At 61.4% G+C, this 25,396-nt stretch carries 22 protein-coding genes; 7 read left to right on the plus strand and 15 right to left on the minus strand.

Translation table 11 applies throughout. The features are described 5' to 3' along the window. Positions 1-756, minus strand: coding sequence for a DeoR/GlpR family DNA-binding transcription regulator (locus tag QF039_RS09980; RefSeq protein WP_307517784.1), 756 nt, complete (start codon positions 754-756; stop codon positions 1-3). Positions 757-838: 82 nt separating this feature from the next. On the opposite strand from QF039_RS09980, the gene nudK reads away from it, so the two are divergent. Together nudK and QF039_RS09990 are read left to right on the plus strand one after the other, a co-directional pair. Beyond that, entirely contained in the window at positions 839-1,426 is a 588-nt protein-coding gene (gene nudK, locus QF039_RS09985) for a GDP-mannose pyrophosphatase NudK (protein WP_003207421.1), read from the plus strand. Further along, entirely contained in the window at positions 1,426-2,628 is a 1,203-nt protein-coding gene (locus QF039_RS09990; protein ID WP_307517787.1) for a lipase family protein, read from the plus strand. The genes nudK and QF039_RS09990 overlap by 1 nt, the downstream gene beginning before the upstream one ends. 356 nt (positions 2,629-2,984) lie before the next feature. On the opposite strand, the gene QF039_RS09995 is transcribed toward QF039_RS09990, so the two are convergent. Then, positions 2,985-3,425 (minus strand): hotdog fold domain-containing protein, encoded by a 441-nt coding sequence (locus QF039_RS09995; protein WP_008435232.1) that lies wholly within the window; start codon positions 3,423-3,425, stop codon positions 2,985-2,987. Between the two features lie 145 nt (positions 3,426-3,570). On the opposite strand from QF039_RS09995, the gene QF039_RS10000 reads away from it, so the two are divergent. Further along, a complete protein-coding gene (locus tag QF039_RS10000) occupies positions 3,571-4,188 on the plus strand; it encodes a TetR/AcrR family transcriptional regulator (protein ID WP_032899370.1) in 618 nt (205 codons plus the stop codon). 13 nt (positions 4,189-4,201) lie between these two features. On the opposite strand, the gene QF039_RS10005 is transcribed toward QF039_RS10000, so the two are convergent. Next, the gene (locus QF039_RS10005) at positions 4,202-4,651 is read right to left on the minus strand and encodes an Rrf2 family transcriptional regulator (RefSeq protein WP_008435227.1); all 450 of its coding nucleotides are present in this window, start codon (positions 4,649-4,651) and stop codon (positions 4,202-4,204) included. Between the two features lie 144 nt (positions 4,652-4,795). Here QF039_RS10005 and QF039_RS10010 point away from each other — a divergent pair, with 144 nt between their 5' ends. Continuing rightward, complete coding sequence (locus QF039_RS10010) at positions 4,796-5,683, plus strand: NAD(P)/FAD-dependent oxidoreductase (RefSeq protein ID WP_307517792.1); 888 nt, start codon at positions 4,796-4,798, stop codon at positions 5,681-5,683. 2 nt (positions 5,684-5,685) lie between these two features. Here the strand turns inward: QF039_RS10010 and gudD are convergent, their stop codons facing one another. Both gudD and QF039_RS10020 read right to left on the minus strand, forming a co-directional pair. Then, positions 5,686-7,035: a glucarate dehydratase gene (gene gudD / locus QF039_RS10015; RefSeq protein ID WP_003207434.1), complete on the minus strand. Its 1,350-nt coding sequence runs from the start codon at positions 7,033-7,035 to the stop codon at positions 5,686-5,688. Positions 7,036-7,045: 10 nt separating this feature from the next. After that, on the minus strand, positions 7,046-8,395 hold the full coding sequence (locus QF039_RS10020; protein ID WP_008435222.1) for an MFS transporter: 1,350 nt from the start codon (positions 8,393-8,395) through the stop codon (positions 7,046-7,048). 287 nt (positions 8,396-8,682) lie between these two features. Between QF039_RS10020 and QF039_RS10025 the strand changes: the two genes are divergently transcribed. Next, the gene (locus tag QF039_RS10025; protein ID WP_008435219.1) at positions 8,683-9,393 is read left to right on the plus strand and encodes a FadR/GntR family transcriptional regulator; all 711 of its coding nucleotides are present in this window, start codon (positions 8,683-8,685) and stop codon (positions 9,391-9,393) included. A gap of 6 nt (positions 9,394-9,399) precedes the next feature. Here QF039_RS10025 and QF039_RS10030 read toward each other — a convergent pair whose 3' ends face one another. After that, the gene (locus QF039_RS10030) at positions 9,400-10,242 is read right to left on the minus strand and encodes an alpha/beta fold hydrolase (RefSeq protein WP_177019981.1); all 843 of its coding nucleotides are present in this window, start codon (positions 10,240-10,242) and stop codon (positions 9,400-9,402) included. Between the two features lie 288 nt (positions 10,243-10,530). Here QF039_RS10030 and QF039_RS10035 point away from each other — a divergent pair, with 288 nt between their 5' ends. After that, on the plus strand, positions 10,531-11,118 hold the full coding sequence (locus QF039_RS10035) for a LysE family translocator (protein WP_003207442.1): 588 nt from the start codon (positions 10,531-10,533) through the stop codon (positions 11,116-11,118). Between the two features lies 1 nt (position 11,119). On the opposite strand, the gene QF039_RS10040 is transcribed toward QF039_RS10035, so the two are convergent. The 6 genes from QF039_RS10040 to QF039_RS10065 form a co-directional block, all read right to left on the minus strand. Further along, positions 11,120-11,944: an AraC family transcriptional regulator gene (locus QF039_RS10040; protein ID WP_003207444.1), complete on the minus strand. Its 825-nt coding sequence runs from the start codon at positions 11,942-11,944 to the stop codon at positions 11,120-11,122. Between the two features lie 63 nt (positions 11,945-12,007). Beyond that, positions 12,008-15,451 carry a hypothetical protein gene (locus QF039_RS10045; protein ID WP_177044787.1) on the minus strand — a complete coding sequence of 1,148 codons (3,444 nt, stop codon included), beginning with the start codon at positions 15,449-15,451 and terminating at the stop codon, positions 12,008-12,010. A 156-nt stretch (positions 15,452-15,607) separates the two neighbouring features. Further along, positions 15,608-18,076, minus strand: coding sequence for a TonB-dependent siderophore receptor (locus tag QF039_RS10050; protein ID WP_373461979.1), 2,469 nt, complete (start codon positions 18,074-18,076; stop codon positions 15,608-15,610). A 96-nt stretch (positions 18,077-18,172) separates the two neighbouring features. Beyond that, complete coding sequence (locus QF039_RS10055; RefSeq protein WP_307517803.1) at positions 18,173-19,132, minus strand: FecR domain-containing protein; 960 nt, start codon at positions 19,130-19,132, stop codon at positions 18,173-18,175. Next, a complete protein-coding gene (locus QF039_RS10060; protein WP_134326409.1) occupies positions 19,129-19,659 on the minus strand; it encodes a sigma-70 family RNA polymerase sigma factor in 531 nt (176 codons plus the stop codon). Before QF039_RS10060 ends, QF039_RS10055 begins: the two co-directional genes overlap by 4 nt. A gap of 96 nt (positions 19,660-19,755) precedes the next feature. After that, positions 19,756-20,667 (minus strand): LysR family transcriptional regulator, encoded by a 912-nt coding sequence (locus tag QF039_RS10065; protein WP_307517806.1) that lies wholly within the window; start codon positions 20,665-20,667, stop codon positions 19,756-19,758. A 110-nt stretch (positions 20,668-20,777) separates the two neighbouring features. Here QF039_RS10065 and QF039_RS10070 point away from each other — a divergent pair, with 110 nt between their 5' ends. Further along, entirely contained in the window at positions 20,778-21,623 is an 846-nt protein-coding gene (locus QF039_RS10070; RefSeq protein WP_307517808.1) for an oxidoreductase, read from the plus strand. A 71-nt stretch (positions 21,624-21,694) separates the two neighbouring features. Here QF039_RS10070 and QF039_RS10075 read toward each other — a convergent pair whose 3' ends face one another. From QF039_RS10075 to QF039_RS10085, 3 genes are read right to left on the minus strand one after another with little or no spacing between them, the layout of a single operon-like run. Continuing rightward, complete coding sequence (locus QF039_RS10075; RefSeq protein WP_307517810.1) at positions 21,695-23,299, minus strand: ABC transporter ATP-binding protein; 1,605 nt, start codon at positions 23,297-23,299, stop codon at positions 21,695-21,697. Between the two features lies 1 nt (position 23,300). After that, complete coding sequence (locus QF039_RS10080; protein WP_008435209.1) at positions 23,301-24,320, minus strand: ABC transporter permease; 1,020 nt, start codon at positions 24,318-24,320, stop codon at positions 23,301-23,303. A gap of 1 nt (position 24,321) precedes the next feature. Further along, positions 24,322-25,395, minus strand: coding sequence for a microcin C ABC transporter permease YejB (locus QF039_RS10085; protein ID WP_008435207.1), 1,074 nt, complete (start codon positions 25,393-25,395; stop codon positions 24,322-24,324). Position 25,396: the final 1 nt, after the last annotated feature.

Genomic DNA, 25,396 nt, shown 5'->3' on the forward strand with positions numbered 1-25,396 from the left:
TCACGCCAGGTAAAGCGTCAGGCCCTGAGCTTCATAGGGTTGCAGCAGGGCACGCGGCGTACTGGCCAATGCGACGATCGCGCTGACCTGTGCCAGCTCCACCACCTGGTAGGGCGACGCGGTGTTGAGCTTTTCCGAGGTGGCCAGCACGATGGTTTCTGCGGCCGCGTGACACAACGCGCGCTTGACCACTGCCTCTTCATAATCGCCGGTAGACAGGCCGGCATTCGGGTGCACGCTGCACACCCCCATGAAATACAGGTCGGCATTGACCCGGCCGATGGCCTCCAGCGTGGCCGCCCCCACCCCCACCAGTGAGTGGCGAAACAGCCGCCCGCCGAGCATGATCACTTCAATCTGCGGATGATCCACCAGGGCCATGGCAATCGACGGGCTGTGGGTGACCACGGTGGCATTCAGTTCCGCCGGCAAGTGATGGGCCAGTTGCAGGCACGTGGTACCGCCATCGATAAACACCACCTGGCCGGGCTGCACAAGTTGCGCAGCCGTGCGGCCAATGGCGATTTTTTCCTCCGGTACCAAGTGCTCCCGAACCGAAAAATCAGCCATCGCGGGGGATGCCGGCAAGGCGCCGCCGTGCACCCGCAGCAGCAAACCTTCCTTGGCCATTTCCCGCAGGTCACGCCGTATCGTGTCCTCGGAAACCTCCAGTGCCTGGCTCAACTCCTTGGCAATCAGCCGGCCGTCGCGGTGCAGCGTATCCAGCAGGTGTTGTTTACGTTGTTGGGTCAGCATCGGAAGCTTCCTGCACGTTTTTTCTTGACTGTGCACGATTTTGCACGACATGCTGAATAACACAAGACAAAAAGGTCCTGCCATGGAAAACAGTCCCGTCCGCATCCACGCCGAAGAACTGCTCTCGGATAATTGGTATGTGCTGAAAAAGTACACCTTTGACCTGCGCCGCCGCGACGGCAGTTGGCAGTCCCAGACCCGCGAGATCTATGACCGGGGCAATGGCGCGACGATCCTGCTGTACAACCGTGAGCGGCGCACGGTGTTGCTGATTCGCCAGTTCCGCATGCCTACCTACGTTAACGGCTACCACGGTTACCTGATCGAGTCTGCCGCCGGCCTGCTGGACAACGCCAGCCCCGAGGAACGCATTCGCCTGGAGGCGGAAGAAGAGACGGGCTACCGTGTGGGCCATGTAGAAAAGATCTATTCGGCCTTCATGAGCCCGGGCTCGGTGACCGAGCGCATTCACTTTTTCATCGGCGAATATCAGCCTGGCGACCGAGTCAGTGATGGCGGCGGGCTGGAGGATGAAGGTGAGGATATCGAAGTGCTGGAGTTGGGATTCGAGGAGGCCCTGGGTATGGTGGACAGTGCCGAGATCGTCGACGGCAAGACCATCATGTTGTTGCAGTACCTTGAATTGCGGATGTTGAAAGAGGGCTGGTGATGTCGCGTCGGTTATCGCTTGCGTTGGCGGTGTTGCTGGGGGGATGCAGTGGTGTGAGTGCTGCGCAAACGCCCGTCGGTGATGGTGGTGTTCCCGCGTTCTATACCTGGGCGGACAAGGTGCCCGCGTCACCCGGGCGGATGCTGCGCAGCGAGCCGTTGACCGAACAGCAAAGCCTGGCCGAGGCGGGGCAGAATATTCGCATCCTGTACACGTCCACCGACGGTCTCGATACCCATAAACGGATTGTCGTTTCCGGTGCGCTGTTCCTGCCCAAGGGCACACCGCCACCGGGTGGCTGGCCGCTGATGGCGTGGGCCCACGGCACGGTGGGGAGTGCCGATATCTGCGCGCCGTCGTTCGCCGGTCGCAGCCCTCGGGATACGCGCTATCTCAATTATTGGCTGGCTCAGGGCTACGCGATTGTCGCTACCGATTACCAGGGGCTTGGGACGCCTGGCCTGCATCCGTATGGGCTGACCAGTCCGCTGGCCTATGGGGTGCTCGACAGCATTCGCGCGGTAGGGGCGGGTGGTTTCGAACTCTCCAAACGTGTGGTGGTGTTTGGGCAGTCACAGGGTGGCCGTGCTGCGTTTGCCACGGCGGTCTATGCGAAAGACTATGCGCCCGAGTTGGATATCGTGGGGGTGGTGGCGACCGGTACGCCTTACGCGGCCACCCATAAAACGGGAGGCAGTGCCGAGTTGGAAAAGGCCCGCAGTTCGGTGGTGCCGACCTTTGCCTATAACTTGCTGCGGCTGAGTACTGTCACGTTGTTTGATCCTGGGTTTGTGGCTGCGGATTACTTGAGCGAGCGTGCAGTGCCTGCGTTTGAGAGCAGCCGGCGGGATTGTTTGCATGCCATTGAGCAGCGGGTGATGGCTGATGGGCTCAGCTTCAATGACAGTTTCAAGCGGTCGCCGAAAGAGGCGCTCGACAAGGTTTATCGTGAGTCGGCGTATCCGACGTTGAAGACGGATATTCCGGTTTTTGTCGGTACGGGGGGGCGGGATCAGGATGTGTTTGTGCCTGGGCAAAAGGCGCTGGTCAGGGATGCGTGCAAGGTCGGGGACCGGATTGAATGGCATTTTTATCCTGAGCTGGATCACTCCGCTACGGTCAATGGTTCGCTCGTGGACTCGACGCCGTTTGTGCGTAAGGCGTTTGCGGGGGAGGTGATTGGTGGGAATTGTGGGGGGTAGCTTTTTGGGGAGGTATATCCGTTATTCAGGTAACGGCGACTTATGGTTTCGCTCTTACAGCGAGTCACTTTGGAAAAGCCGGAATGCCGGCCCAGCCCAAAGTGAGTAAAGGGAGCTGCCTCCGCCGCTTTATGTGGGAGCGGGCTTGCTCGCGAAAAACCTGAGAGCGCCACGTTGAATCAGGATACCCACGTCATCGTTAACGACCTTCGCGAGCAAGCCCGCTCCCACATTTGGACCGTGTCCGCCTTTGATTTTGCGGTTGCTTCACCCCACTCAAGCCGGCTGGTAGGCCGCTGTGAGAGCGCAACCCAATAGCGGCCATAACCGCAGCAACGGATATGCCCCCAACCCCATCACCCCAATTTTACATTCATGATAATCCGCGCGGTAAACACCAATTTCCCCTCCGCATCCAGCATCTCCACCGGCACCACCTTGTCACCCGCCGTTTGCCAGTCGATACCTTCGCCATTGGCCGTCGCCGTCACGCTGCTCTTGGCCTTGGCCAGATACTCCACCGTCATCCCCTTGGGAATCCACCGCGCACCCGCCGGCACGGAAACGTCCGTCATGGTACCCGCCGCCAACTCCGCAGCGTTGCACATGGCAATGGCATGCACCGTGCCCAGGTGGTTGGTGATGGCCTTGCTGAACGGCACTTCCACCGAGGCAAACCCCGGACGCAACTGGGTCATCAACGGATTGATGGTGCTGAAGTAGGGCGCCATCTGGCACGCCAGTTTGCTGAACGCTTCGGGGCCAACGCTGTTGAACATGCTCAGGGCCTGACTCATGGTGCTGCCTCGCTGATTAAATGAATTTTACGGAATCTTGTTCCGTTACAGAATAATGTTCTGTAACGGAACAGTATTCTGCCCATGGGAAATCTGTCAAGCTGCCCGGGCTTGTTCTTCTTCACTGACTGAGTTCCTGTTCAGCATGCAAACCCCGGATCTGCTTCAGCGTTGCTTCCCTGGCCGAAGGGCCGAATTGAAGCGCGATATCTTCAAGGCAGCCCTGGACCTGTTCAACGAGCAGGGCCTTGAAGCCACCACCATCGAGATGATCCGCGCGCGCTGCGATACCAGCGTCGGCGCCATTTATCATCACTTCGGCAACAAGGAAGGCCTGGTCGCCGCGCTGTTTTTTACCGCGCTGGAGGATCAGGCCGAATTGCGTGGGCGCTACCTTGAATCGGCCAAAACAGCGAAGGAGGGGGTGTACGCACTGGTCCACAGCTATGTCGATTGGGTGGACAGCGAACCGCAGTGGGCGCGCTTCCAGTACCACGCGCATTTCGCGGTGACCAAGGGCCCGTTCGCCGCTGAACTGGAAAGCCGCAATCAGGCGCGCAATGCGTTGCTGAAGGAGTGGATGGTGCTGCCTGGACGGGGTGATCAGCTCAGCCAGGTGCCCGCCGAACTCTTGCCATCACTGATCATCGGCCAGGCCGACAGCTACTGCCGTGCCTGGCTGGCCGGGCGCTCGGCCAGCAGCCCTCGGGTGTACCGGGAAACCCTGGCCGAGGCAGCGTGGCGCTCGGTGGGTGGCGCTTAGGGCGTCGCGTGCATCACGCACAGGGTGCGGGCGTTATCGCCACCCGATAGCGCTCGTCAAAATCATCCGCCAACTGTGCCAGCGTCACCTCTCCCAAACGCTGCAGCAGCAACGCCTGGGCATCGTCAAACGCCTGGTTCAGCGCCGCATTGACGGCCTGTTCCACCAGGCATTGCGGATGATCGGTGGACAGGCCGACGGCAAAGATCGACGACGTGCCAAGGGCATTGTGGATGTCCAGCAGGGTGATTTCACTCAGCGGCTTGCCCAGCATCCAGCCGCCCTGATGGCCTTTTTCCGAACGCACATAACCTTTCTCCTTGAGCAGGCCCAGGGTGCGGCGTACCACCACCGCGTTGGTACCAAGCATCTGCGCGATGGTCTCCGAGGTGGCGCGTTCCTCGTGGCGGCCCATGTGGATCAGCACATGGAGCATGCGCGAAAGCCGGGTGTCGTTTCTCATCTGCAAGCCTCTGGATTTCCTGCCCGAAAGTATCGTTCGTAACGATTGGAGTTGCGAGACGCTTGACGAGGTATTTTTATGTAACTTATGGTGTGTCGTGAGTGCCCGGCAACCGATGCAAGGGCCACCAGAGAGGTCATCTTCATGGTTTACGACGTGATTATCGTGGGCGGCAGCTACGCCGGAATGTCTGCCGGGCTGCAACTGGCGCGGGCTCGGCGCAAGGTGCTGGTGATTGACGCCGGGCAGCGGCGCAACCGGTTTGCGGCCACGTCCCACGGTTTCCTCAGCCAGGATGGCCAGCCGCCGGAGCTGATCGCTGCCGAAGGGCGAGGGCAGTTGATGGAATATCCGACGGTGACCTGGGTGCAGGACACCGCCGTTGAAGCGACTCGAAACCAGGATGGCTTCGTGGTGCGAACCCGTTGCAAGGGTGAGTTCAACGCTAAACGCTTGATTCTCGCTACCGGCGTGGTGGATGAGTTACCCGAGGTCGAGGGGTTGAAGGAGCGCTGGGGCAAGCATGTGTTCCATTGCCCGTATTGCCACGGCTATGAACTGGATCAAGGCCGCATCGGCGTGCTGGCGACGTCGCCACTGGCCATGCATCACGCCATGCTGCTGCCGGACTGGGGCACCACCACGCTTTTTACCAACGGTACATTTGTGCCGGATGCCGAGCAGCAGGCGCAACTGGATCGGCGTGGGGTCAGCGTCGAAAGCTCGGCGGTGCGGCGGATTGTCGGTGAGCGGGCGGATGTGGAATTGGCAGACGGGCGGATGATCGCGCTGGACGGTATTTTCACCCTGTCCCGTACGCGCATGGCCAGCCCATTGGCCGAGCAGTTGGGCTGTGAGTTTGTCGAAGGGCCGACCGGGCCCTACCTGCTGACCAACGAGACGCGCCAGACCACCGTGCCCGGTGTGTTTGCCTGCGGCGATGCCAACCTGGCCGGCGGCTCGGTGGCGCTGGCGGTCGGCGAGGGTGTGCGCGCCGGGGTGGGCGCGCACTTTTCGATGATCTTCAGCTGAGGTCAGCGCACCAGGCACGGCCGCTTGTTATCGAACGTCCAGCCCGGAATCATGAACTGCATCGCCACGCTGTCATTGCGCGCACCCAGGCCCATGCCTTTGTACAGTTCATGGGCGTGGGCCACGGCGTCCATGTCGATGTCCACGCCCAGGCCCGGTTTGGCCGGCACCTTGATGTGGCCGTCGACAATCTTCAGCGGAGCCTTGGTCAACCGCTGGCCGTCCTGCCAGATCCAGTGGGTGTCGATGGCCGTGATTTCCCCCGGCGCGGCGGCGGCCACCTGGGTGAACATCGCCAGGGAAATGTCGAAGTGATTATTGGAGTGCGAGCCCCAGGTCAGGCCCCATTCGTGGCACATCTGCGCCACGCGCACCGAGCCCTGCATGGTCCAGAAGTGCGGGTCGGCCAGGGGAATATCCACGGACTGCAACTGGATCGCATGCCCCATTTCCCGCCAGTCGGTGGCGATCATGTTGGTGGCGGTGGGCAGCCCGGTGGCACGGCGGAATTCGGCCATGACTTCGCGCCCGGAGTAACCGTTTTCCGCGCCGCAAGGGTCTTCGGCATAAGCCAGCACATGATGCTGGTCGCGGCACAGGGCGATGGCTTCTTTGAGTGACCAGGCGCCGTTGGGGTCCAGGGTGATGCGCGCATCGGGGAAGCGTTCGGCCAGTGCAGTCACCGCCTCGATTTCGTCGCCGCCGCGCAGTACGCCGCCTTTGAGCTTGAAGTCATTGAAGCCGTATTGCGCCTTGGCCGCCTCTGCCAGACGCACGATGGCTTCGGGCGTCATGGCCTGTTCATGACGCAGGCGGAACCAGTCTTCGGCATCGTCTTCACTGCGATAGGCCAGGTCGGTCTGCTGGCGATCACCGATGTAGAACAGGTAGCCGAGCATCTTCACCGCGTCGCGCTGCTGGCCTTCGCCGAGAAGGGCCGCCACCGGGACTTCGAGGAATTGGCCGAGCAAATCCAGGAGTGCCGCTTCCATCGCCGTGACAGCATGGATGGTGATGCGCAGGTCAAACGTCTGCAAACCCCGGCCCGCCGAATCCCGCGCGGCGAAGGTCTGGCGCATGGCATTGAGAATGCTCTGGTACTGGCCGATGGGCTTGCCGATCACCAGGCTGCGGGCGTCTTCCAGGGTCTCGCGGATGCGTTCGCCGCCGGGTACCTCACCGACGCCCGTACGGCCGGCGCTGTCGGTAAGGATCACGATATTGCGCGTAAAAAATGGTCCGTGGGCGCCGCTGAGGTTGAGCAGCATGCTGTCGTGGCCGGCCACCGGGATGACTTGCAGGCCGGTAACGACCGGGGCGCTGTTGGCGTGGTGCTGGTGTTCTGTGTTCATCGTGTAGTCCTTATTTGCTCAAGACGGGGGCGGGTTGCAGCACGCTGCTGGTGGTCGGGCCGGGCAGTGTCCTGGCGAAAAACACCAGGATGGCCGCAAGGATCGAAGTGCCCGCCAGGCCATACAAACCGCCCTGGATCGAGCCGGTGGTCTGTTCCAGGAAACCAAAGGTGGTGGGCGCGACAAACCCGCCGAGGTTGCCGATGGAGTTGATCAATGCGATCACCGCCGCGGCGATGCGTGCATCCAGGTAACCCTGGGGAATCGGCCAGAACAGCGAGGACGCCGACTTGAAGCCGATCGCCGCGAAGCAGATGGCGATAAAGGCAAAGATCGGCCCGCCGGTAGTGGAGAGGAACATGCCGACGGCGGCGATCAACAGTGCCGCAGCGACCCATGCTTGCTGGAACTTGAATTTGCCCGCCAGTGCCGCGAAGGCGTACATCGCGATGATCGAGATCAACCACGGGATGGAGTTGTAGAAACCGACCTGGATGTCGCTCAGGTCGCCCATCTTTTTGATGATGCTCGGCAACCAGAAAGTGGCGGCATATATCGTCAGTTGGATGCAGAAATACAGGGCGCAGAACAGCATGATCTGACGGTCCTTGAGCAACTTGCCCAGGGTCGGCTTGACCGTGGTGGCGGCGTCACGCTCGCGCTGTTCGCGGTCGATCTCGCCCACCAGCGCATCCTTTTCTTCAAGGCTGAGCCACTTGGCGTCGTGGGGCTTGGAGTCCAGCCAGAACCACACGAAAAAGCACAGCAGCACCGACGCCATGCCTTCGATGATGTACATCCACTGCCAGCCATGCAGGCCCAGCCCGGTGATTTGCAGCAGCACGCCGGACAAGGGGCCGGAGATCAGCGAGGCGAGGGCCGAGCCGCTGAGGAAGATTGCAATCGCCTTGCCGCGTTCGACGCCGGGCAGCCAGCGGGTGAAGTAGTAGATCACCCCGGGAAAGAAGCCCGCTTCGGCCACGCCCAGCAGAAAGCGCAGGATGTAGAAGTGGGTTTCGTTCTGGATGAAGGCCATCAATGTGGCGGTGATGCCCCAGGTGAACATGATGCGGGTCAGCCAGATGCGCGCGCCGACTTTTTGCAGGAGCATGTTGGACGGCACTTCGAACAGCGCGTAGCCGATAAAAAACAACCCGGCGCCGAAGCCGTAGGCGGCCGCACCAATGCCCAGGTCGTGCTCCATATGGGTACGCACAAAGCCGATGTTGACGCGGTCGATGTAGTTGACGATGAACATGATCACGAACAGTGGGAGCACATGGCTCTTCACCTTCTTGATCGCGCGGGCCAGGACCGGGTCGGTGGCGGGCGCAGCTGTCGCAGGGCTGGAAGGGGTCACGGGTCAAACTCCCACTGATTATTGTTGTGCGGGGACGTATTTGGGTTGTCAGGGATGTCTGACAACTTGATAGACATCATACAACTGCATTTTCAGAGATGGCAACCGTTTGTGGGAGCGAGCTTGCTCGCGAAAATCGTCAACGATTACGAGGTTTGGTGCAATGTTTGCGCTGCAACGGGTTTTTTCGCGAGCAGGCTCGCTCCTACAGGTATTTGTTTGTTGTCATACAAGTAAGGGCTTGCAAGAATGCTAATATTGCCAGGCGCCCCAGAACGGAATTCCTGATGCAAAACCCCAGCTCGGCACCTCATCGCAAGCGCTCCCCGGGCCTTGCCCACGACATCGTCACCGCATTGACCCAGCAGATTCTCCTGGGACAGATGGCGCCGGGTGAGAAGCTGCCATCCGAGTCCGCTATCGTGGGCGAGTACGGCGTCAGCCGCACGGTGGTGCGCGAAGCGCTTTCCAAATTGCAGGCCGCCGGGTTGGTGGAAACCCGCCACGGTGTCGGCACCTTTGTGCTGGAGCGCGACGAGCGCCACGGCCTGCACCTGACCCACGACACCGCCGCCAGCGTGCGCGGCATTCTTGAACTGCGCATGGGCCTGGAAACCCAGGCAGCCGCCCTGGCAGCCTTGCGCCGTACCGATGAACAACTGCAGCAGATGCGCCAGGCACTGGATGATTACCAGGACTCGCTGGCCAACAACGACAGTGCCGTTGAGCCTGACGTGCGCTTCCATCGCCTGATCGCCCAGGCCACCGGCAATACCTATTTCACCGACGTGATTTATCACCTGGGCCACTCGGTAATCCCACGCACCCGGATCAATGCCGAGGAACGCGGCGACGCGGACCTGATGGAACTGGGGCGCCTGGCGAACCTTGAGCACGAGGCGATCCTGAAAGCCATCCGCCGCCAGGACCCGGACGCGGCCCGGGCCGCCATGCTGTTGCACTTGAGCAACAGCCTGGAGCGGATGACAGGAGAGTAGGCGGGGCTATTTGCTGTCCAGGAAGTCCAGCAGCGCGGCATTGAACAGCGTCGGGTCCTGCAGGAATGCGAAGTGGCTGGTGTTCGGCAGAATCAGCAGGCCCGCTCCCGGAATGGTCGCCGCGATGTATTCGGTGTGTTCTCGCTTGATCGCCTCATCGTGGTCGCCGTCGACAATCAGGATCGGAGTCTTGATGGACGCCAGTTGCGCGTCGGTCCAGTTGGGTTGGCTGGCCCACATATGGCTGATCTGCTCGACGAAGGCGTCGTACTCTTTTGGCGTCGGCGAGTGCCTGGCGTACTCCTTGCCGGCGCGCTCGATGAAGGCGGCGAAGGTCGGGTTTTTCTCTACGCCATCCTTGACCCCGGAGGTCTGGGTGTTGGCGGCAAAGGCGAACACCTTGCCGATACGGTCGGGGTGGCGCAGGGCGAGATCTATACCGATGATTGCGCCGTCGCTCCAGCCGACGATATCGGCACGGGGGATTTTCAGGCTGTCGAGTACGGCGACCACATCATCGGCCATCAAGTCGTAACCGAAGGGGTTCTCGTCCCGGGAACTGCGCCCGTGGCCACGGCTGTCGAGGCTGATGACCGTGTGTTTGGCAGCCAGCGCCTTGACCTGGTTGCCCCAGTAATCGGAATTGGACAGGCCACCGTGCAGCAGGATCACCGGCGAACCATGCCCTGTCTTGGTGTAGTAGACCTTGATGCCATTGACGGCGGCATAGCCGGTCTTGGCCCCCGCAATCGGCGCCGGGGTGGGCGGAAGGGTTTCCCAGCGTTCCGCGGCCTGAACCCCGGAGAAGGACAGCAACAGGCAGGCAGCTGCCAATAAGCGACGTGACATGGCGATTCCTTTTTTGTGAGCAGGTTGAGGTCATCCGGCCAGATGTGCGCTCGACTCTAGCACCGTGCCTACCTTGGGAAACACGCATTTTTTCCTATCAAAAACGCCCTTTGGAAAGAGAAAAATACAGTTATATCAATGGAATAAATTTGTCTTTTGCAGCGGGTGGGCTAAGGGTTTCAACTGGTGGTTTTTTCGGTCATTCCCGGCAGGGGCATTTTCTTCAATACCGCGATCCGTCTTCTCCTTAAGGTTCAGCTCATACCCGCACAACAAAAAGGAATTGCAATGAGCTTGATCATTTCCATGGCCGCTTTCGCTTTGGCCACTTCCATCACGCCGGGACCGGTGAATGTGGTGGCCATCAGTTCGGGGGCGCGCTTTGGGTTTGCCGCCAGTCAAAAGCACGTGGCTGGAGCCGCGTTGGGATTCACCTTGCTGCTGGTGTTGATCGGCCTGGGGCTGCATGAGGTGCTGGTGCGCTGGCCGCTGCTGACCCAACTGATTCAATGGGGCGGGGTGGCGTTCCTGTTGTACATGGCCTGGAAGCTGGCAGTGGACGATGGGCGCCTGGACGCTGAAGGCACGGCCGCGGCGCCGTCGATGCTCTATGGGGCGATCATGCAATGGCTCAACCCCAAGGCCTGGCTGGCGTGTGTGGCAGGCATGGGGCTGTTTGTCGCCGATGGCGATGCGCAGCAAGTCTGGCTGTTTGCGACGATCTACCTGGTGATTTGCTACTTGTCGGTGGCGTGCTGGGCGTACGCCGGGACGTTCCTGCGCCGCTACCTGAGCAATCCCCAGGGCATGCGCCTGTTCAATCGCTCGATGGCCGCCTTGTTGGTGGCCAGCGTGGGGTATCTGCTGCTGGCCTGATTCAGCCGCGATATTGCCCGGGCGTCGCCGCCAGGTGCTGTTTGAACGTGCGCTGGAAATGCGCCTGATCAGAAAAGCCGGCCGCCAGTGCGACGTCGGCGATCAACTGGCCGCTGCGCAACTGGGTGCGGGCAAACTGAATACGGCGATTGACCAGGAATGCGTGGGGCGTCATGCCGTAATACTGCTTGAACGCACGAATCAGGTACGACGGCGACAGTTCAGCCGCCTGGCAAATGTCTTCGAGCTTCAGGGCCTCGGTGCAATGTTCGCGGATATAGTCGGCGGCCCGCTCCAGCTTGTGATTGACCTCGCGCACCGGGGTCTCCGACGGGTTAAGGCGTTGTTGCACCTCGGTGAAAAAACTCACCACCGCACTCTGCTTGTGCAGGTGTTCGGCGTGGTTGTCCACCAGCACCTCATACAGCTCGTTCAGCCCGCGGTACAACGCGACATCCGTGGTGTGGGTGGCGGTGAACGGACGAAAGTCCTGGTCCTTGCTGAAACCCAGCTGGTGCTGCAGGTCGGTCAGCCAGGCCGTATCGATATACAGCATGTGATAGGACCAGGGCAGATCATCAATGGGGTTGCAGGCGTGGACATCCCCGGGATTCATCAAGACCACGGTGCCGGTGCTGATCTTGAAGGTCGATGCCCCATGGATGTACAGGCTCTGCCCGGCCGTGATCGCGCCGATGGAAAAGTGCTCGTGGGCGTGGCGGGTGTAGCAGACCTTCCGCCCGTCGGCGATGGTGCGAGCCTCAATGAACGGCAGGCGTTCGTCGCGCCAGAAGGACGGGGCAGTCGGTTCGAGGGGCGATCGCATCACTACAAGCCTCACCGGGAAACAATGCAGTGAATGATTACACAGAAACCGGCCTGCAACGTTTCATTTCATGGTTTCGGGTTCCATTCTGCGCAGGAAGCCGATCCGCGGATCTACGCCGTTGATGGCGTCTGCCAGGGAAAGGGGTTGCTTCGCCGCCGCTCGCGCCTCATCGGCGCCTACCAGCAAGTGCTGGTCAATCACGATGCTGGCAATGGCCAGGCTGCGTGGCGAGGTGAAGGTGTTGGGTACCACAGGGCCCGGCCCATAGACGGCAGGCAGCTCGGCAAAACGTTGGGCAATGACCGTCGCGTGTTGCTGCCCGTTGGGAATGGTGCCGCGCGCGTACGCTGACCAATCGATCGGCAGCGGGCTGCCTTGGGTATTGCCGGTGCGCAGGGCCTGTTCGAATATTTGCAGGGTCAGGCCCGGTAATGGGGCAACCTTCAGTTGCTTTGGGAGAAATTCGTAGAAGCGCTTGTCGCCGGCGTACCTGCACAACACCAGCACCCCGAATCTCCCGATGCCCGATGTCTGCCCGCCAGCACTGGTGCGTGACGTTTGCAGGCGATGGAATTCCAGGCTGCCATATTCCATGCCTTTACGGCTAAGCAGGGGCAGTTGTGACATCCAATACACGATCGACTGTAGCAGCGCGGCGCGCACCGCCGTGTAGCGCTTCTCGAACTCGGCCGCGAAAGTGGAATGGATTGACCCCAACTCATCGAACCGTGACGCCATGCTGGCGAAATCAACGTCCTTGAGGGTCGAGCGCCATTGCGTTGTGCCTTTGGTCAGCTTGCCTGCCATGTGCAACTGAACCAGGGAAACGGCGGTATTGGCGGCGATATCCGGCTCCGAGCGGTTACCAGGCCTGGCCTGCCATTGTATGACCATTCGCTCCAGATCGGTGCTACCGGCAAACACCCGCTGAAGATCCTGCAAGGCTATCTCATACAGGCTGGTATGCCCGTTCTTCTTCAACTCGGAACTGATCTGCAACTGGTTGAGCTGCTCGTTCAACGCGGCAATGGCGCGATTCTTCTGCGTGGTACTGTGCCCATCAACGTTTTTGGCCAGTACTCCGTTGGCCACGGCCCAGTCGACGATCGGCAGACTGCCTCGGCGAACCCGGCGGGAGGGCATGATGAAGTAGATCACCGCCATGAAGTCGGTGAAGCGCATGGCCCGTGATGCACCCGGTGTTTCAGCTTCGATCAGGTCCACGTATTGCTTGAAATGTACCCAGGTATGGGAACTCATGTACGACACCTCATCAGGGATGTCCCGCACCAGGAATTCCGGGGCGATGCCCGCCAGCAACAGGTGCGCGGCCATGGGTACGGCGCTGGTGCGCAGGACCTTGAACTGGACCATGGCTTCTACGGCGTTACGGACTTCATGGAAGGTCAGGCCCCAGTTGTAGGAATCGGTCAGGTCATAGCCGGCGACAGTGGCCCGCTGCTTACCAGCATTCGCGTCCAGGCTGAGAATCAGTGCGGCAAACAACAGTGCGTTTCTGCTGGCACGGGTGTTTGCAGCGCTGGCGTGTTCACCGTACCAGCCCACGGTTTCCGATAGCCGCGCGGCCAGTGCCTGGGCCGGGGGCGATGCCAATAGTTGGTGCAGCAGCAGATCAGCCTCGGCGCGCACCTGGTCACGGTTTTTTTCGCCGACGATTGTTTCGCTCAGGTAGTCGAACAGTTTTACGTCCTGGTTGGGCAGGAAGGCGGCGACGGTCTGCAGCACCTGTTTGCGTTGCGCCGCCAGCAGTGGCATCACCTGCAATGCCCGCCAGTAGTTGCCGTGGCGTGGCTGTTTGGTTGTCGGGATGCGCAGGATGCGTGCCGTGGCATGGGCTTCGTCACGGGTAGCCGGTAGCGCCATCTGGTAGAGGTTGAGTAACTGGCGCAAGCTGACCTGGCCATTGGTGCTGATGCGCCCGCCGGATTGGCGGGCCAGTTCCAACAGGGGTTCGGCCATCGAGGTCAGGCTTGAAAGCGGTGTGTCCGCACGGGTGAGTACCTTGGGCGCATCGTCCAGCGCGTAACCACTGAGTTCGCCGTCCGCGTTCAGTACATACACCCGGGCAAGGTTGAATTGGCGGGTGGCGCTCACGCGTTGAAAGGCCGATTCCTGGCGCAAACCTGCGAGCAGTTGCGCCCCTTTGTCCACCAGCATGGCAAAGGGCGAGTCAGCCGCCAGGTTGAACGTCATGTCCAGGGTGCTAGTGAGCTGCGTATCGAGGGTGATCGACTTGAGTGCTGCTTGCATGGTGTAACGGTCATTGAGAACTGCGATATGGCGCATGTGTTTGCTGACGGCCACCAACGAGTGGGCGGCCGAGCTGACATAGGGAAACGTCGCTGCGCTGGTGGCGCGCAGTTGTTCCACCAGGACCTGAACGTCCCCTGCACTGGCAGGACGGGGTAGCCGATACGCCGTCATCAGCGCGGCCAGGCTGAGGCTGGCGTCCGGCAATATGTCGGTATGGGCGAGATTGGCCAGGCGCTCCAGCTCATCCCATTGCTGATTCAGCGCTGAGTTGTTGGAGCGATCCAGAGGTGAGGTATTGGCCTCGCGGCCGTCGGTCACGGCGATCACTACTTTTTGGTCGACGGAATAGCGGTAAGTGGGGGCAGCGCCTTGACTGGCAGGGTTGAGGCTCGCGAACTCTTCGCCCTGCGTCACGGCGTAAAGCAGCTGTGCCGCGTACTTTAAGGTGCTCGACAACATTGAGTCCGAGTCCAGCGTGCATCGTTGCAGGTAGAGCTGCAGCCAATCGAAAGGCGGGCTGCCGTTTGTACTTTGTTCCAGGAGCGTCTGCAGCGCATCGGCCAGTTGTTGGTAATCCCGCTGCTCTTCGGTCAAGCGCTTGCGCAGGGTGGATTTGAGCCGCCCGCTTTCATCGACACCGGGCAGCGTGTCGAGGGTATGGATCTCTTCGAGAATCACCTGAGCCTGCAAATGATTGGTCGGTAACGGGTAGCCATAGAAGGGCAATACCAGGTTCAGAGGCAGTGTCCTCGAATGAGGTTCGACGAGGTTTTCCATGAATGGCAAGCCGGCGTTGACCGTATCGATAATCTGCACCACCTCCAGGATCGGATTCGCGACGCGCCACCAATCAGAGTCTTTGTCCAGGGTGAAGGTGTACGGTGTTTTGACCGTGCCTTCCAGGATCGTGGCCTGCAGATCGCCGCCCCGAAACACCAGGCTCGCCAGTTCCAGGTCATGGCGTGAGGCCCACTCACGGAAGGCCGGGCGGCCGATGGCGTCACAGAAGAGCCGCACCCAGCGACCGAGCATGGTATTTTCCGGCACGCTGATCAAGATGGGGTCGGTTGCCGGGGTGGTGCCTTGGGCAACCAGTCTGATCAAACCGGCGATCAGTTCGGCGATCAGCACTTGATCGTCCTTGAGGCGCAATGCCTGGTGCTTGATCAGGTCCAGGGCGGAGGGAGAAATATTCTTCAACAGGTGGGACAGAAAGGGTAAGTCATCCATGGCGTTCAGGCTCTGTGCAAGGTCGCCCACGTGCTATGGGCGACCGGAGCCTGCATCGTCGGATGGGCCGGGCCAGAACAAAAGACGTACCTTCCTGACGGGGTGTAGCCCGAGTCGACTGCCGTTGCGGGCGCTACGGCAGTCTGGCGTTTGGGCTCAAAAATCCCAGCGGGTCGCCAATTGCAGGCTGCGCGGCTCGCCGTAGAAACCGGTACCGAAGTTGCCCAGGCCGGTGTAGTACTTTTTGTCGAACAGGTTCTTCACGTTCAACGTGGTGCTCAGGTGCTCGTTGAAGCGGTAGCGCGCCATCACGTCCACCAGGAAGTAGCTGTCCTGGGTAATGCGTGAGTTGTGGCCGAAATTCACCGAGTCGTTGGGATCGGGCTGGAACACATTGCCGAAGAACTCGCTCTGCCAATTCACGCCGCCACCCACGGTCAGGTTCTCCAGGGCGCCGGGCAGGCGATAGCTGTTGAACAACCGCACCACTTGCTGGGGCGTGGTGGTTTGCAGCACGGAGCCGTAGACGTAATCGCCGTTGGCGTCACGGCTGTGCTGGTAGGTGTAGCCCGCCGAGACGTTCCAGCCGTCCAGCACTTCACCGGCCAGTTCGACTTCAAAGCCCTTGGTGGTGGCGCCGGCAATCGGGCGATACACCGAGTCGGTCTCAAACCCGGAAACGTACTGCGCAACGTTGTCCTGTTCGATGCGGAATGCGGCGAAGCTGGCGTTCAGGCGGCCGTCGAAGAAAGCTGCCTTGAGCCCGGCTTCGTAGGTGTCGCCTTCAATCGGATCAAGCAACTTGCGGTCGGCGTCCTTGCTGTTTTGCGGTTTGTAGATCTTGGTGTAGCTGGTGTACACCGACCAGATGTCATTCAGGTCGTAGACGATACCGGCATAGGGCGTGACGACGCCGGTCTGGCGGTAGGTGAAACGGTTGTCGGCCTTGGTCGGGTCGTAGAAGTCGGTGTTGTCGGTGCCGCTGAAGTTGCTGACGCGGGTACCCAGGATCACCGACAGGTCATCGGTGGGTTTCAAGCGCGTGGCCAGGTACGCGCCGGTCTGGCGTTGCACGATGTCGTTCTGGCCGCTGCGGGGAATGTCAGGCTTCGGGTATTCGCCGCGCCAGTCGTAAATGCTGCCGCCCACGGGCGGGTAGATCGAGCCGTACACCGGCACGTCCTGCTTCGAGCGGGTGGCCATGAAGCCCATGATCAATTCATGCTCGCGCCCGAACAGGCTGAAGGGGCCATTGAGGTTGATGTCCAGGGTGTTTTGCACCTGGTCACCCTTGTATTTGCCCATGAACATGTACATCCCGTCGCCCGTGACCGGGTCCGGGTTGCCGCCGCTGGCGGAGGCGAGCAGGGTGTCGTGCTGGCTGCGCTTGCGGTCAAGGCTGACTTTCAGCGACCAGTCGTTCGCGAGCTTTTGTTGCACCGAGGCAAACAGGGTCTGGTTCTGGAAGTCGCGGCGGCTCCAGTCGGCGGCCGGGTTGAAGGACCGCGAGAAGTCGGTGCGTGAACAGTTGCTGAAGTACATCGGGAAGCCGGTCCAGCTGGCGCCACGGGAGCGGGTGTCCTGCTGGTCGATGCCGAAGGTCAGCAGGGTGTCCGGCGTCAGGTCCGCTTCGAGGATGCCGTAGGCAATGTCCTTGGTGTTCTGGTAGTGGTCCAGGTACGACTGACGATCCTGATACACGCCGACGAAGCGCCCGCGCACGTTGCCGGAGTCGGTCAAAGGCCCGGAAATATCGCCTTCGGTGCGGTAGTTGTCCCACGAGCCGAAGGTCTGGGTGACCGAGGCCTTGAAATCCCGGGTGGGCTTTTTGCGAATCAGGTTGACCGTGGCCGAAGGATCGCCGGAGCCGGACATCAGGCCCGCTGAACCCTTGATGATTTCCAGGCGGTCATACACCGCCATGTCGGTGCTGGTGGTGCCATAGTCATACACGCCGTCGTAGGTGGAGTTGACCCCGTCGTACTGGAAATTGGTGATCGGCAGGCCGCGGCTGGAAAACTCCCAGCGCTCGCTGTCGTAGTTCTGCACGCTCACACCGGGCGCACGGCGCAGGGTGTCGGCGATGCTGGTGGAGCCCTGGTCGTCCATTTGCTGGCGAGTGATCACTGTTACCGACTGCGGCGTCTCGCGCATCGACAACGCCAGGCCGGTGGCCGAGGCCATGGCGCCGGTAGTGTACGAGTGCGTGTCTTCGGTGGTGGCGCCCAGGCCTTCGCCGGAGATGGTGGTGGCGCCCAGTTCCAGGGCGCCGGTGTTGGCCGGGACCAACTCCAGCACGTAGCCGTTGTTGCCCTGGGGCACGGCCTGCAAGCCGCTGCCTTGCAACAGCCGTTGCAAACCGCTGGCTGGGGTGTAGCTGCCGTTGAGGCCCGGGCTGGTTTTGCCGCTGGCCAGGCTGTTGTGGCCGGCGAAAAAGATCCCGGACTGCTCGGCGAAGCTGTTCAGCACGTTGACCAACGAACCCGCGGCGATGGTGTAGTGGCGGGCCGTTTCCTGCGTCGACGGTGACTCGGCGGCTTGCGCGTCGAGCGCGCCCAGGCACAACAGGGTAGCAGTAACGGCCAGCGCCAGCGGGCGCAAAGTGAAGCGAACGGGTTGCGACATGAACATTCCCTTTGGATCAAATCGATCGGCGAATTGAAAGCATCTGCAGGGTTAACCGAACGAGTTTTGGAAAAGGGAACTGACGGCTGAAAGTTTTTATGTGCCTGGGTGTTTGGGCCTGACCGTGACCCACCACGGCATGAGCGTGTCGACCTGAATCGGCAGCGCGGCCTGTAGCAGGCGCAGTGCGTGGTCGCTGTCTTTGAGGGGGAACGAACCCATTACCGGCAATTGCGCCACGGCTGGATCACAGCCCAGGTGGCCGGGGCGAAAACGATTGAGTTCGGCGACCAGTTGGCCAAGCGGCAGGTTGTCGGCCAGCAGTACGCCACGGCTCCAGGCCTCACGGGTGGCGGATGCGGGTGAATGGAGATTGAACCCATCGCGGGTGAAGGCCACTTGTTGCCCGGCCTCGATGATTCGTTGTTGCTGGCTGGCGGCGGTGCGCACTTCGACCCGACCTTCAAACACATTGAGCACGGTGCTGTCGCCGTCCTGCAACACGCTGAAGCGGGTGCCCAGGGCGCGCAGGCGGCCCTGTTGAGTCTCCACCAGGAACGGGCGGTTCGGGTCCTTGGCGGTCTCGATCAGCACCTCGCCGAAGCGCAGGTGCAGCAAGCGCTGGACCCGGTCAAAACGTACATCCAGGGCGCTCAAGGCGTTCAACCACAGGCGACTGCCATCGTCCAGCAGCGCTTCGCGGGTTTCACCGCCGGCGGTTGCGTAATCCGCACTCCAGCCTCCCACCAACCGGGGCAGGGCGGTGTTGCGCCAGGTGCCCCAGGCCAGCGTTGAACCGGCACACAGCACCAGCAGGGTCTTGAGCGTCTGGCGCCGAGAGCTGCGCAACGCACGGCTGGCGCTGTGGGATTGCTCGGCCAACGGCGCAAAGCGTTGGCTGACCCGTTCTACATAGCCCCAGGCGGCCTGGTGTTCCGGACTTTGCCCGAGCCATGCCTGCCAGTGCTGGGCAGCCTCTGGCTGATCCTGCAGGCGTACGTACCATTGGGCCGCTTGCTCAAGGCTGGCATGGCTGAGCTTTCCGGGGCTGTTCACTCCACGAGCATCCCGTCCAGTTCGGCTTCCAGCACCGCGCAATGCAGCAGCGCCTGGGCCAGGTATTTTTTCACCATCCGTTCGCCTACCCCGAGCTGTTCGCCGATCTGCTTGTAGGGCGTACCGTGCAACTGCGCCAGCAGGAACGCTTCGCGCACCTTGTGGGGCAGCCGCGCGAGCATGGCGTCCACTTCGTACAGGGTTTCGACAATGATTGCCCGCTGCTCCGGCGACGGTTGCAGGGCTTGCGGCCGGTCCGCGAGGCTTTGCAGCCACGCTTGTTCCAGTTGGCGCCGGCGCCAGTGATCAATACACAACCCCCGGGCGATGGTGGCCAGGTAGGAGCGCTCCCGCGTCTCATCGGCGCCGGCCGGCGGGCGCTTGAGTACCCGGATGAAGGTGTCATGGGCCAGGTCCGCCGCATCCCAGCGATTGCTCAGGCGCCGGCGCAGCAGCCCCAGCAGCCAGGAATGGTGATTGCCGTAGAGGTCGCTGAACGAGGTGGACGGGGTCGACACAGTATCCATGTGGCGCAGAAGCCTTGGCGTAAATAAGAATTGGTCGCGATTAAACCAAAGGGCCGGGCACGGCGCAAATGATATTGGTTTGCTTTTGCGGCGCTGTCAGCGCCCACGCTTCTCGGCAATCCATGCGGTGGCCAGGTCGATAAAGGCCCGCAGTTTCGGTTGGCTCTGGGTTCGGGCGGGGAAATACAGGTACAGCCCGCTGCTTGGCGGTACGAAAGATTGCAGCACGGGCTCCAGTGCGCCTGAAGCCAGGTCCTCCATGACCTCGAAATCACTCACGTACGCCAGGCCCTGGCCGGCCCGCGCGGCGGCGATCATCAGGTTGCGGTCATTGACGATCAACCCGCCTTGAACGCCGACCGTAAATTCCCGGCCCGCCCGCTCGAATTCCCAGCGGTGTGCCATGCCCGAGGTCAGGAAGCGATAACCGATGGTTTGATGGGCCGTGAGCGCTTCCGGCGTCGTCGGCTTGCCGGCCTTGGCAAAATAGGCGGGAGAGCCCACCACCGACCAGTTCAGGTCCGGGGTCAGGCGCACGGCAACCATGTCTTTGTCGATGGATTCCCCCAGGCGAATACCGGCGTCGAAGCCCTGGGTCACCAGGTCCACCGTGGCATCGTCGAGGGAAATATCCAGTACCACATCGGGAAAGGCCTCGCGAAAACGCGGGATCAACGGCTCGATCAGCAACTTGCCCGACAACCTTGGCACCGTCAGCCGCAGGGTGCCCATGGGCCGGTCGCGGTAGCCACTGAGGGCCGCCAGCGCTTCGTCAATCTCCCCGGCGGCGGGGCGCAGGCGGCTGTAAAGCGTCATGCCGGCCTCGGTCAGCGCCACCCGACGCGTGGTGCGCTGGAACAGCACCACACCCGTGCGCTTCTCCAGGGTCTTCACCGCATGGCTGACCGCCGTCGGTGTTACGCCGAGGCGCGCAGCGGCCTGGGTGAAGCTCTTCAGTTCGGCCACGGCGAGAAATTCGGTCAAGCCATTGAAGGGATCAAGGTTCATCGGTTAGCCATTATGAAATTCTGTTTCAGAGTGCTTGTAGCACGAGACGGTTTTTCAGGCTAATGCCTCAGCGTACCTTGGCTTCACATTCACTCCATCAGGTACGGATCATGACAACGGCACATTCCTTCAAGCGTGTTTGGCTGGTAACCGGGGCTTCCCGGGGCATCGGCGCGAAAATCGTCGCGGCAGCTCTGGCCCACGGTGACGCGGTGGTGGCGACGGCCCGCAACGCCCATACCGTCACCGAACGCTTCGGTGAGCAACCCGGGCTGTTGGCGGTGCAACTGGACGTGACCGACGAATCCCAGGCTGCCGACGTTGCCCGTGCCGCCATTGAGCACTTCGGGCGCATTGATGTGTTGGTCAACAATGCCGGTTTTGGCCTGCTGGGCGCGGTGGAGGAGGCGTCTGCCGATGAGGTTCGCCGCTTGTATGAAACCAACGTGTTCGGGCTGCTCAATGTCACCCGCGGTGTATTGCCGTTCATGCGCCAGGCGCGCAGCGGGCACGTGATCAATATTTCGTCGGTGGGCGGCTTCCGTTCGGGTGCGGGGTTCGGCACGTACTGCTCGACCAAGTTTGCCGTTGAAGGGTTGAGCGAGGCGCTGCACGCAGAGCTGGCACCCTTGGGCGTCAAGGTGACGGTGGTGGAGCCGGGTTATTTCCGTACCGACTTCCTGGATGGCAACTCCCTGGTGGAGTCGCCCTTGATCATCGACGACTACGCCGGCACGTCCGGCGAGGTGCGCAAGCTGGCCAAGGTCTACAACCAGCAGCAACCGGGTAACCCGGAGCTGCTGGCAGTGGCCATGATCAAGCTGGTGGAAGCGCCGCATCCGCCAATGCGCCTGGCCCTGGGTACCGACACGTTGCAGGCGATTGAGGACAAGCTGGCCTACGTCAAGGAAGAGACCGACACCTGGCGTGAATTGTCGGCCTCAACCGACTTCTGACACCCAATGGCGTAGCAGCTGTCGAGCCGCAGCCTCGCTGGGGCTCGACAGCTGCTACGGTGGTTCTACTGCTAGGGGCCGGGCACCAAAAACGCCGCCTCCAGCAGTTGCCGGGTGTAGGCATGCTGGGGGTTGGCGAAGATCGCGGGTGCATCTCCCTGTTCAACCGCCTGCCCGTGTTTTACCACCATCAGTTGGTGACTCAAGGCCTTGACCACCGCCAGGTCGTGGCTGATGAACAGGTAGGTCAGGTTGTACTTGGCCTGCAGGTTGCGCAGCAGTTCCACCACCTGGCGCTGCACGGTACGGTCGAGGGCCGAGGTCGGCTCGTCCAGCAGAATCAGCCGGGGCTTGAGCACCAGGGCGCGGGCAATAGCGATGCGCTGGCGTTGGCCGCCGGAAAATTCGTGAGGGTAGCGATTGCGGGTTTCCGGGTCCAGGCCCACTTCCTTCAGCGCGGCGATAATCGCCGCTTCCTGCTCGGCGGCAGTGCCCATCTTGTGAATACGCAGGCCTTCGCCGACGATCTCGCTCACGCACATGCGCGGGCTCAGGCTGCCAAACGGATCCTGGAACACCACCTGCATTTCCCGGCGCAGCGGGCGCACCTGTTGCTGGCTGAGCTTGTCCATCTGATGGCCTTCGAAGCGGATGCCGCCCTTGCTCGCAATCAGCCGCAAAATTGCCAGGCCCAGGGTGGATTTGCCCGAGCCGCTTTCACCAACGATGCCCAGCGTCTGGCCCTGGGGCAGGCTGAAGTTGATGCCATCCACCGCCTTGACGTAATCGACGGTATTGCGCAGGAAGCCTTTCTTGATCGGGAACCAGACCTTCAGGTCATCGACTTCCAGCAACGGTGGGCCGACTTCATTGGTGGCGGGGCCGCCGCTGGGTTCCGCTGCCAGCAGCTCCTGGGTGTATGAATGTCGGGGAGACTGGAACAGGGTTTCGCATTCGGCCTGTTCGACGATGCAGCCTTTTTGCATCACACATACCCGGTGGGCAATGCGCCTTACCAGGTTCAAGTCGTGGCTGATCAACAGCAACGCCATGCCCAGGCGCGCCTGCAATTCCTTGAGCAGCTCCAGGATCTTCAGCTGCACGGTGACGTCGAGTGCCGTGGTCGGTTCGTCCGCAATCAGCAACTCCGGCTCATTCGCCAGGGCCATGGCGATCATCACCCGCTGGCGTTGGCCGCCGGACAGCTCATGGGGCATGGCCTTGAGGCGTTTGTGGGGCTCGGGGATGCCCACCAGTTCCAGCAACTCCAGGGTGCGTTTGGTGGCCACCTTGCCGGTAAGCCCCTTGTGCAGGCCGAGCACTTCGTTGATCTGCTTCTCGATGGAGTGCAGCGGGTTCAACGAGGTCATCGGCTCCTGGAAAATCATCGCAATCCGGTTGCCGCGGATATGCCGGATGGTCTTTTCTTTCAGGGTCAGCAAATCGTGGTTGGCGTACTGGATCGTCCCCGACGGGTGACGCGCCAGCGGGTAGGGCAACAGGCGCAGGATCGAGTGCGCCGTGACCGACTTGCCCGAGCCGCTTTCGCCCACCAATGCCAGCGTTTCGCCGCGCTTGATATCGAAGCTGACGTTGTTCACCACACGCTGGTGGGTGTTGCCTACGACGAACTCGACGGAGAGGTCGCGGACTTCGATCAGATTGTCCTGATTCATCTCATTTCCTCGGGTCGAAGGCATCGCGAGCGGACTCGCCGATAAACACCAGCAGACTCAACATGATCGCCAGCACGGCAAACGCACTCATGCCCAGCCACGGCGCCTGCAGGTTGGATTTGCCCTGGGCCACCAGTTCACCCAGGGACGGCGAGCCGGCCGGCAGGCCAAAACCCAGGAAGTCCAGCGCGGTGAGGGTGCCGATCGCGCCGGTCAGGATGAACGGCATGAAGGTCATGGTGGAGACCATGGCGTTGGGCAGGATATGGCGGAACATGATCGCGCCGTTCTGCATTCCCAGCGCCCGCGCCGCCCGCACGTATTCCAGGTTACGCCCGCGCAGGAATTCGGCACGCACCACGTCCACCAGGCTCATCCAGGAAAACAACAGCATGATCCCCAGCAGCCACCAGAAATTGGGCTGCACGAAACTGGCGAGGATGATCAGCAAATACAGCACTGGCAAGCCCGACCAGATCTCCAGGAAGCGCTGCCCGGCCAGGTCGACCCAACCGCCGTAGAAACCCTGCAAGGCCCCGGCGATCACGCCGATGATCGAACTGAGTACGGTCAGCGTCAGGGCAAACAGCACGGAAATCCTGAACCCGTAGATCACCCGCGCCAGCACATCGCGGCCCTGGTCATCGGTGCCCAGCAGGTTGTCCCGTGACGGCGGGGCGGGGGCCGGAACTTTCAGGTCGTAGTTGATGCTCTGGTAGCTGTACGGAATCGGCGCCCACAACGTCCACGCGTCCTTGGCCTTGAGCAGCTCCTGGATATACGGGCTCTTGTAGTTGGCTTCCAGCGGGAATTCGCCGCCGAAGGTGGTCTCGGGGTAGCGCTTGAGCGCCGGGAAATACCAGTCGCCGTCGTAGTGCACCGCCAGCGGCTTGTCGTTGGCGATCAGCTCGGCGCCCAGGCTCAGGCCGAACAGGATCAAAAACAGCCACAGCGACCACCAGCCACGCTTGTTGGCCTTGAAACGCTCGAACCGGCGACGATTGAGGGGGGATAGATTCATCTCAATGCTCCCGGCTGGCGAAGTCGATGCGCGGATCGACCAGGGTGTAGGTGAGGTCGCCGATCAGCTTCACCACCAATCCCAGCAGGGTGAAGATAAACAGGGTGCCGAACACCACCGGGTAGTCGCGGTTGATCGCCGCTTCAAAGCTCATCAGGCCCAGGCCGTCGAGGGAGAAGATCACTTCCACCAGCAACGAACCGGTGAAGAAAATGCCGATGAAGGCCGACGGGAAGCCGGCAATCACCAGCAGCATCGCGTTGCGAAACACATGGCCGTACAGCACGCGGTGGTTGGTCAGGCCCTTGGCCTTGGCGGTGACCACGTACTGCTTGTTGATCTCGTCGAGGAAACTGTTTTTGGTCAGCAGGGTCATGGTGGCGAAGTTGCCGATCACCAGGGCGGTCACCGGCAGGGCAAGGTGCCAGAAGTAATCGAGGACCTTGCCGCCCCAGCTCAACTCGTCAAAGTTGTTGGACGTGAGCCCGCGTAACGGAAACCAGTCGAAGTAACTGCCGCCGGCGAACACCACGATCAGCAGGATCGCAAACAGGAACGCCGGGATCGCGTAGCCGACGATGATCGCCGAGCTGGTCCACACGTCGAAGTGGCTGCCGTGCCGCGTAGCCTTGGCGATCCCCAGGGGGATCGACACCAGGTACATGATCAGGGTGCTCCATAATCCGAGGGAGATGGACACCGGCATCTTTTCCTTGATCAGGTCGATGACCTTCGCATCGCGAAAGAAGCTGTCGCCAAAATCCAGCCGGGCGTAGTTCTTGACCATGATCCACAAGCGTTCCGGCGCCGACTTGTCGAAGCCGTACATCTTCTCGATTTCCTTCACCAGCGCCGGGTCCAGGCCCTGGGCGCCGCGGTAGCTGGAACCGGCCACCGAGACTTCGGCGCCGCCCCCGGCAATCCGGCTGGTGGCGCCTTCAAAGCCTTCGAGCTTGGCGATCATCTGCTCCACCGGGCCACCCGGGGCGGCCTGGATGATCACAAAGTTGATCAGCAAAATGCCGAACAGGGTCGGGATGATCAGCAGCAGTCGACGAAAAATATAGGCCAGCATC

It is taken from the genome of Pseudomonas sp. W2I6, assembly GCF_030815935.1.
Classification (GTDB): domain Bacteria; phylum Pseudomonadota; class Gammaproteobacteria; order Pseudomonadales; family Pseudomonadaceae; genus Aquipseudomonas.

Excerpts from the sequence above, each read along its gene's own strand:
- QF039_RS09980 (WP_307517784.1), bottom strand. The coding sequence starts at position 756 with ATGCTGACCCAACAACGTAAACAACACCTGCTGGATACGCTGCACCGC.
- nudK (WP_003207421.1), top strand. The coding sequence starts at position 839 with ATGGAAAACAGTCCCGTCCGCATCCACGCCGAAGAACTGCTCTCGGAT.
- QF039_RS09990 (WP_307517787.1), top strand. The coding sequence starts at position 1,426 with ATGTCGCGTCGGTTATCGCTTGCGTTGGCGGTGTTGCTGGGGGGATGC.
- QF039_RS09995 (WP_008435232.1), bottom strand. The coding sequence starts at position 3,425 with ATGAGTCAGGCCCTGAGCATGTTCAACAGCGTTGGCCCCGAAGCGTTC.
- QF039_RS10000 (WP_032899370.1), top strand. The coding sequence starts at position 3,571 with ATGCAAACCCCGGATCTGCTTCAGCGTTGCTTCCCTGGCCGAAGGGCC.
- QF039_RS10005 (WP_008435227.1), bottom strand. The coding sequence starts at position 4,651 with ATGAGAAACGACACCCGGCTTTCGCGCATGCTCCATGTGCTGATCCAC.
- QF039_RS10010 (WP_307517792.1), top strand. The coding sequence starts at position 4,796 with ATGGTTTACGACGTGATTATCGTGGGCGGCAGCTACGCCGGAATGTCT.
- gudD (WP_003207434.1), bottom strand. The coding sequence starts at position 7,035 with ATGAACACAGAACACCAGCACCACGCCAACAGCGCCCCGGTCGTTACC.
- QF039_RS10025 (WP_008435219.1), top strand. The coding sequence starts at position 8,683 with ATGCAAAACCCCAGCTCGGCACCTCATCGCAAGCGCTCCCCGGGCCTT.
- QF039_RS10030 (WP_177019981.1), bottom strand. The coding sequence starts at position 10,242 with ATGTCACGTCGCTTATTGGCAGCTGCCTGCCTGTTGCTGTCCTTCTCC.
- QF039_RS10035 (WP_003207442.1), top strand. The coding sequence starts at position 10,531 with ATGAGCTTGATCATTTCCATGGCCGCTTTCGCTTTGGCCACTTCCATC.
- QF039_RS10040 (WP_003207444.1), bottom strand. The coding sequence starts at position 11,944 with ATGCGATCGCCCCTCGAACCGACTGCCCCGTCCTTCTGGCGCGACGAA.
- QF039_RS10045 (WP_177044787.1), bottom strand. The coding sequence starts at position 15,451 with ATGGATGACTTACCCTTTCTGTCCCACCTGTTGAAGAATATTTCTCCC.
- QF039_RS10050 (WP_373461979.1), bottom strand. The coding sequence starts at position 18,076 with ATGTCGCAACCCGTTCGCTTCACTTTGCGCCCGCTGGCGCTGGCCGTT.
- QF039_RS10060 (WP_134326409.1), bottom strand. The coding sequence starts at position 19,659 with ATGGATACTGTGTCGACCCCGTCCACCTCGTTCAGCGACCTCTACGGC.
- QF039_RS10065 (WP_307517806.1), bottom strand. The coding sequence starts at position 20,667 with ATGAACCTTGATCCCTTCAATGGCTTGACCGAATTTCTCGCCGTGGCC.
- QF039_RS10070 (WP_307517808.1), top strand. The coding sequence starts at position 20,778 with ATGACAACGGCACATTCCTTCAAGCGTGTTTGGCTGGTAACCGGGGCT.
- QF039_RS10075 (WP_307517810.1), bottom strand. The coding sequence starts at position 23,299 with ATGAATCAGGACAATCTGATCGAAGTCCGCGACCTCTCCGTCGAGTTC.
- QF039_RS10080 (WP_008435209.1), bottom strand. The coding sequence starts at position 24,320 with ATGAATCTATCCCCCCTCAATCGTCGCCGGTTCGAGCGTTTCAAGGCC.
- QF039_RS10085 (WP_008435207.1), bottom strand. The coding sequence starts at position 25,395 with ATGCTGGCCTATATTTTTCGTCGACTGCTGCTGATCATCCCGACCCTG.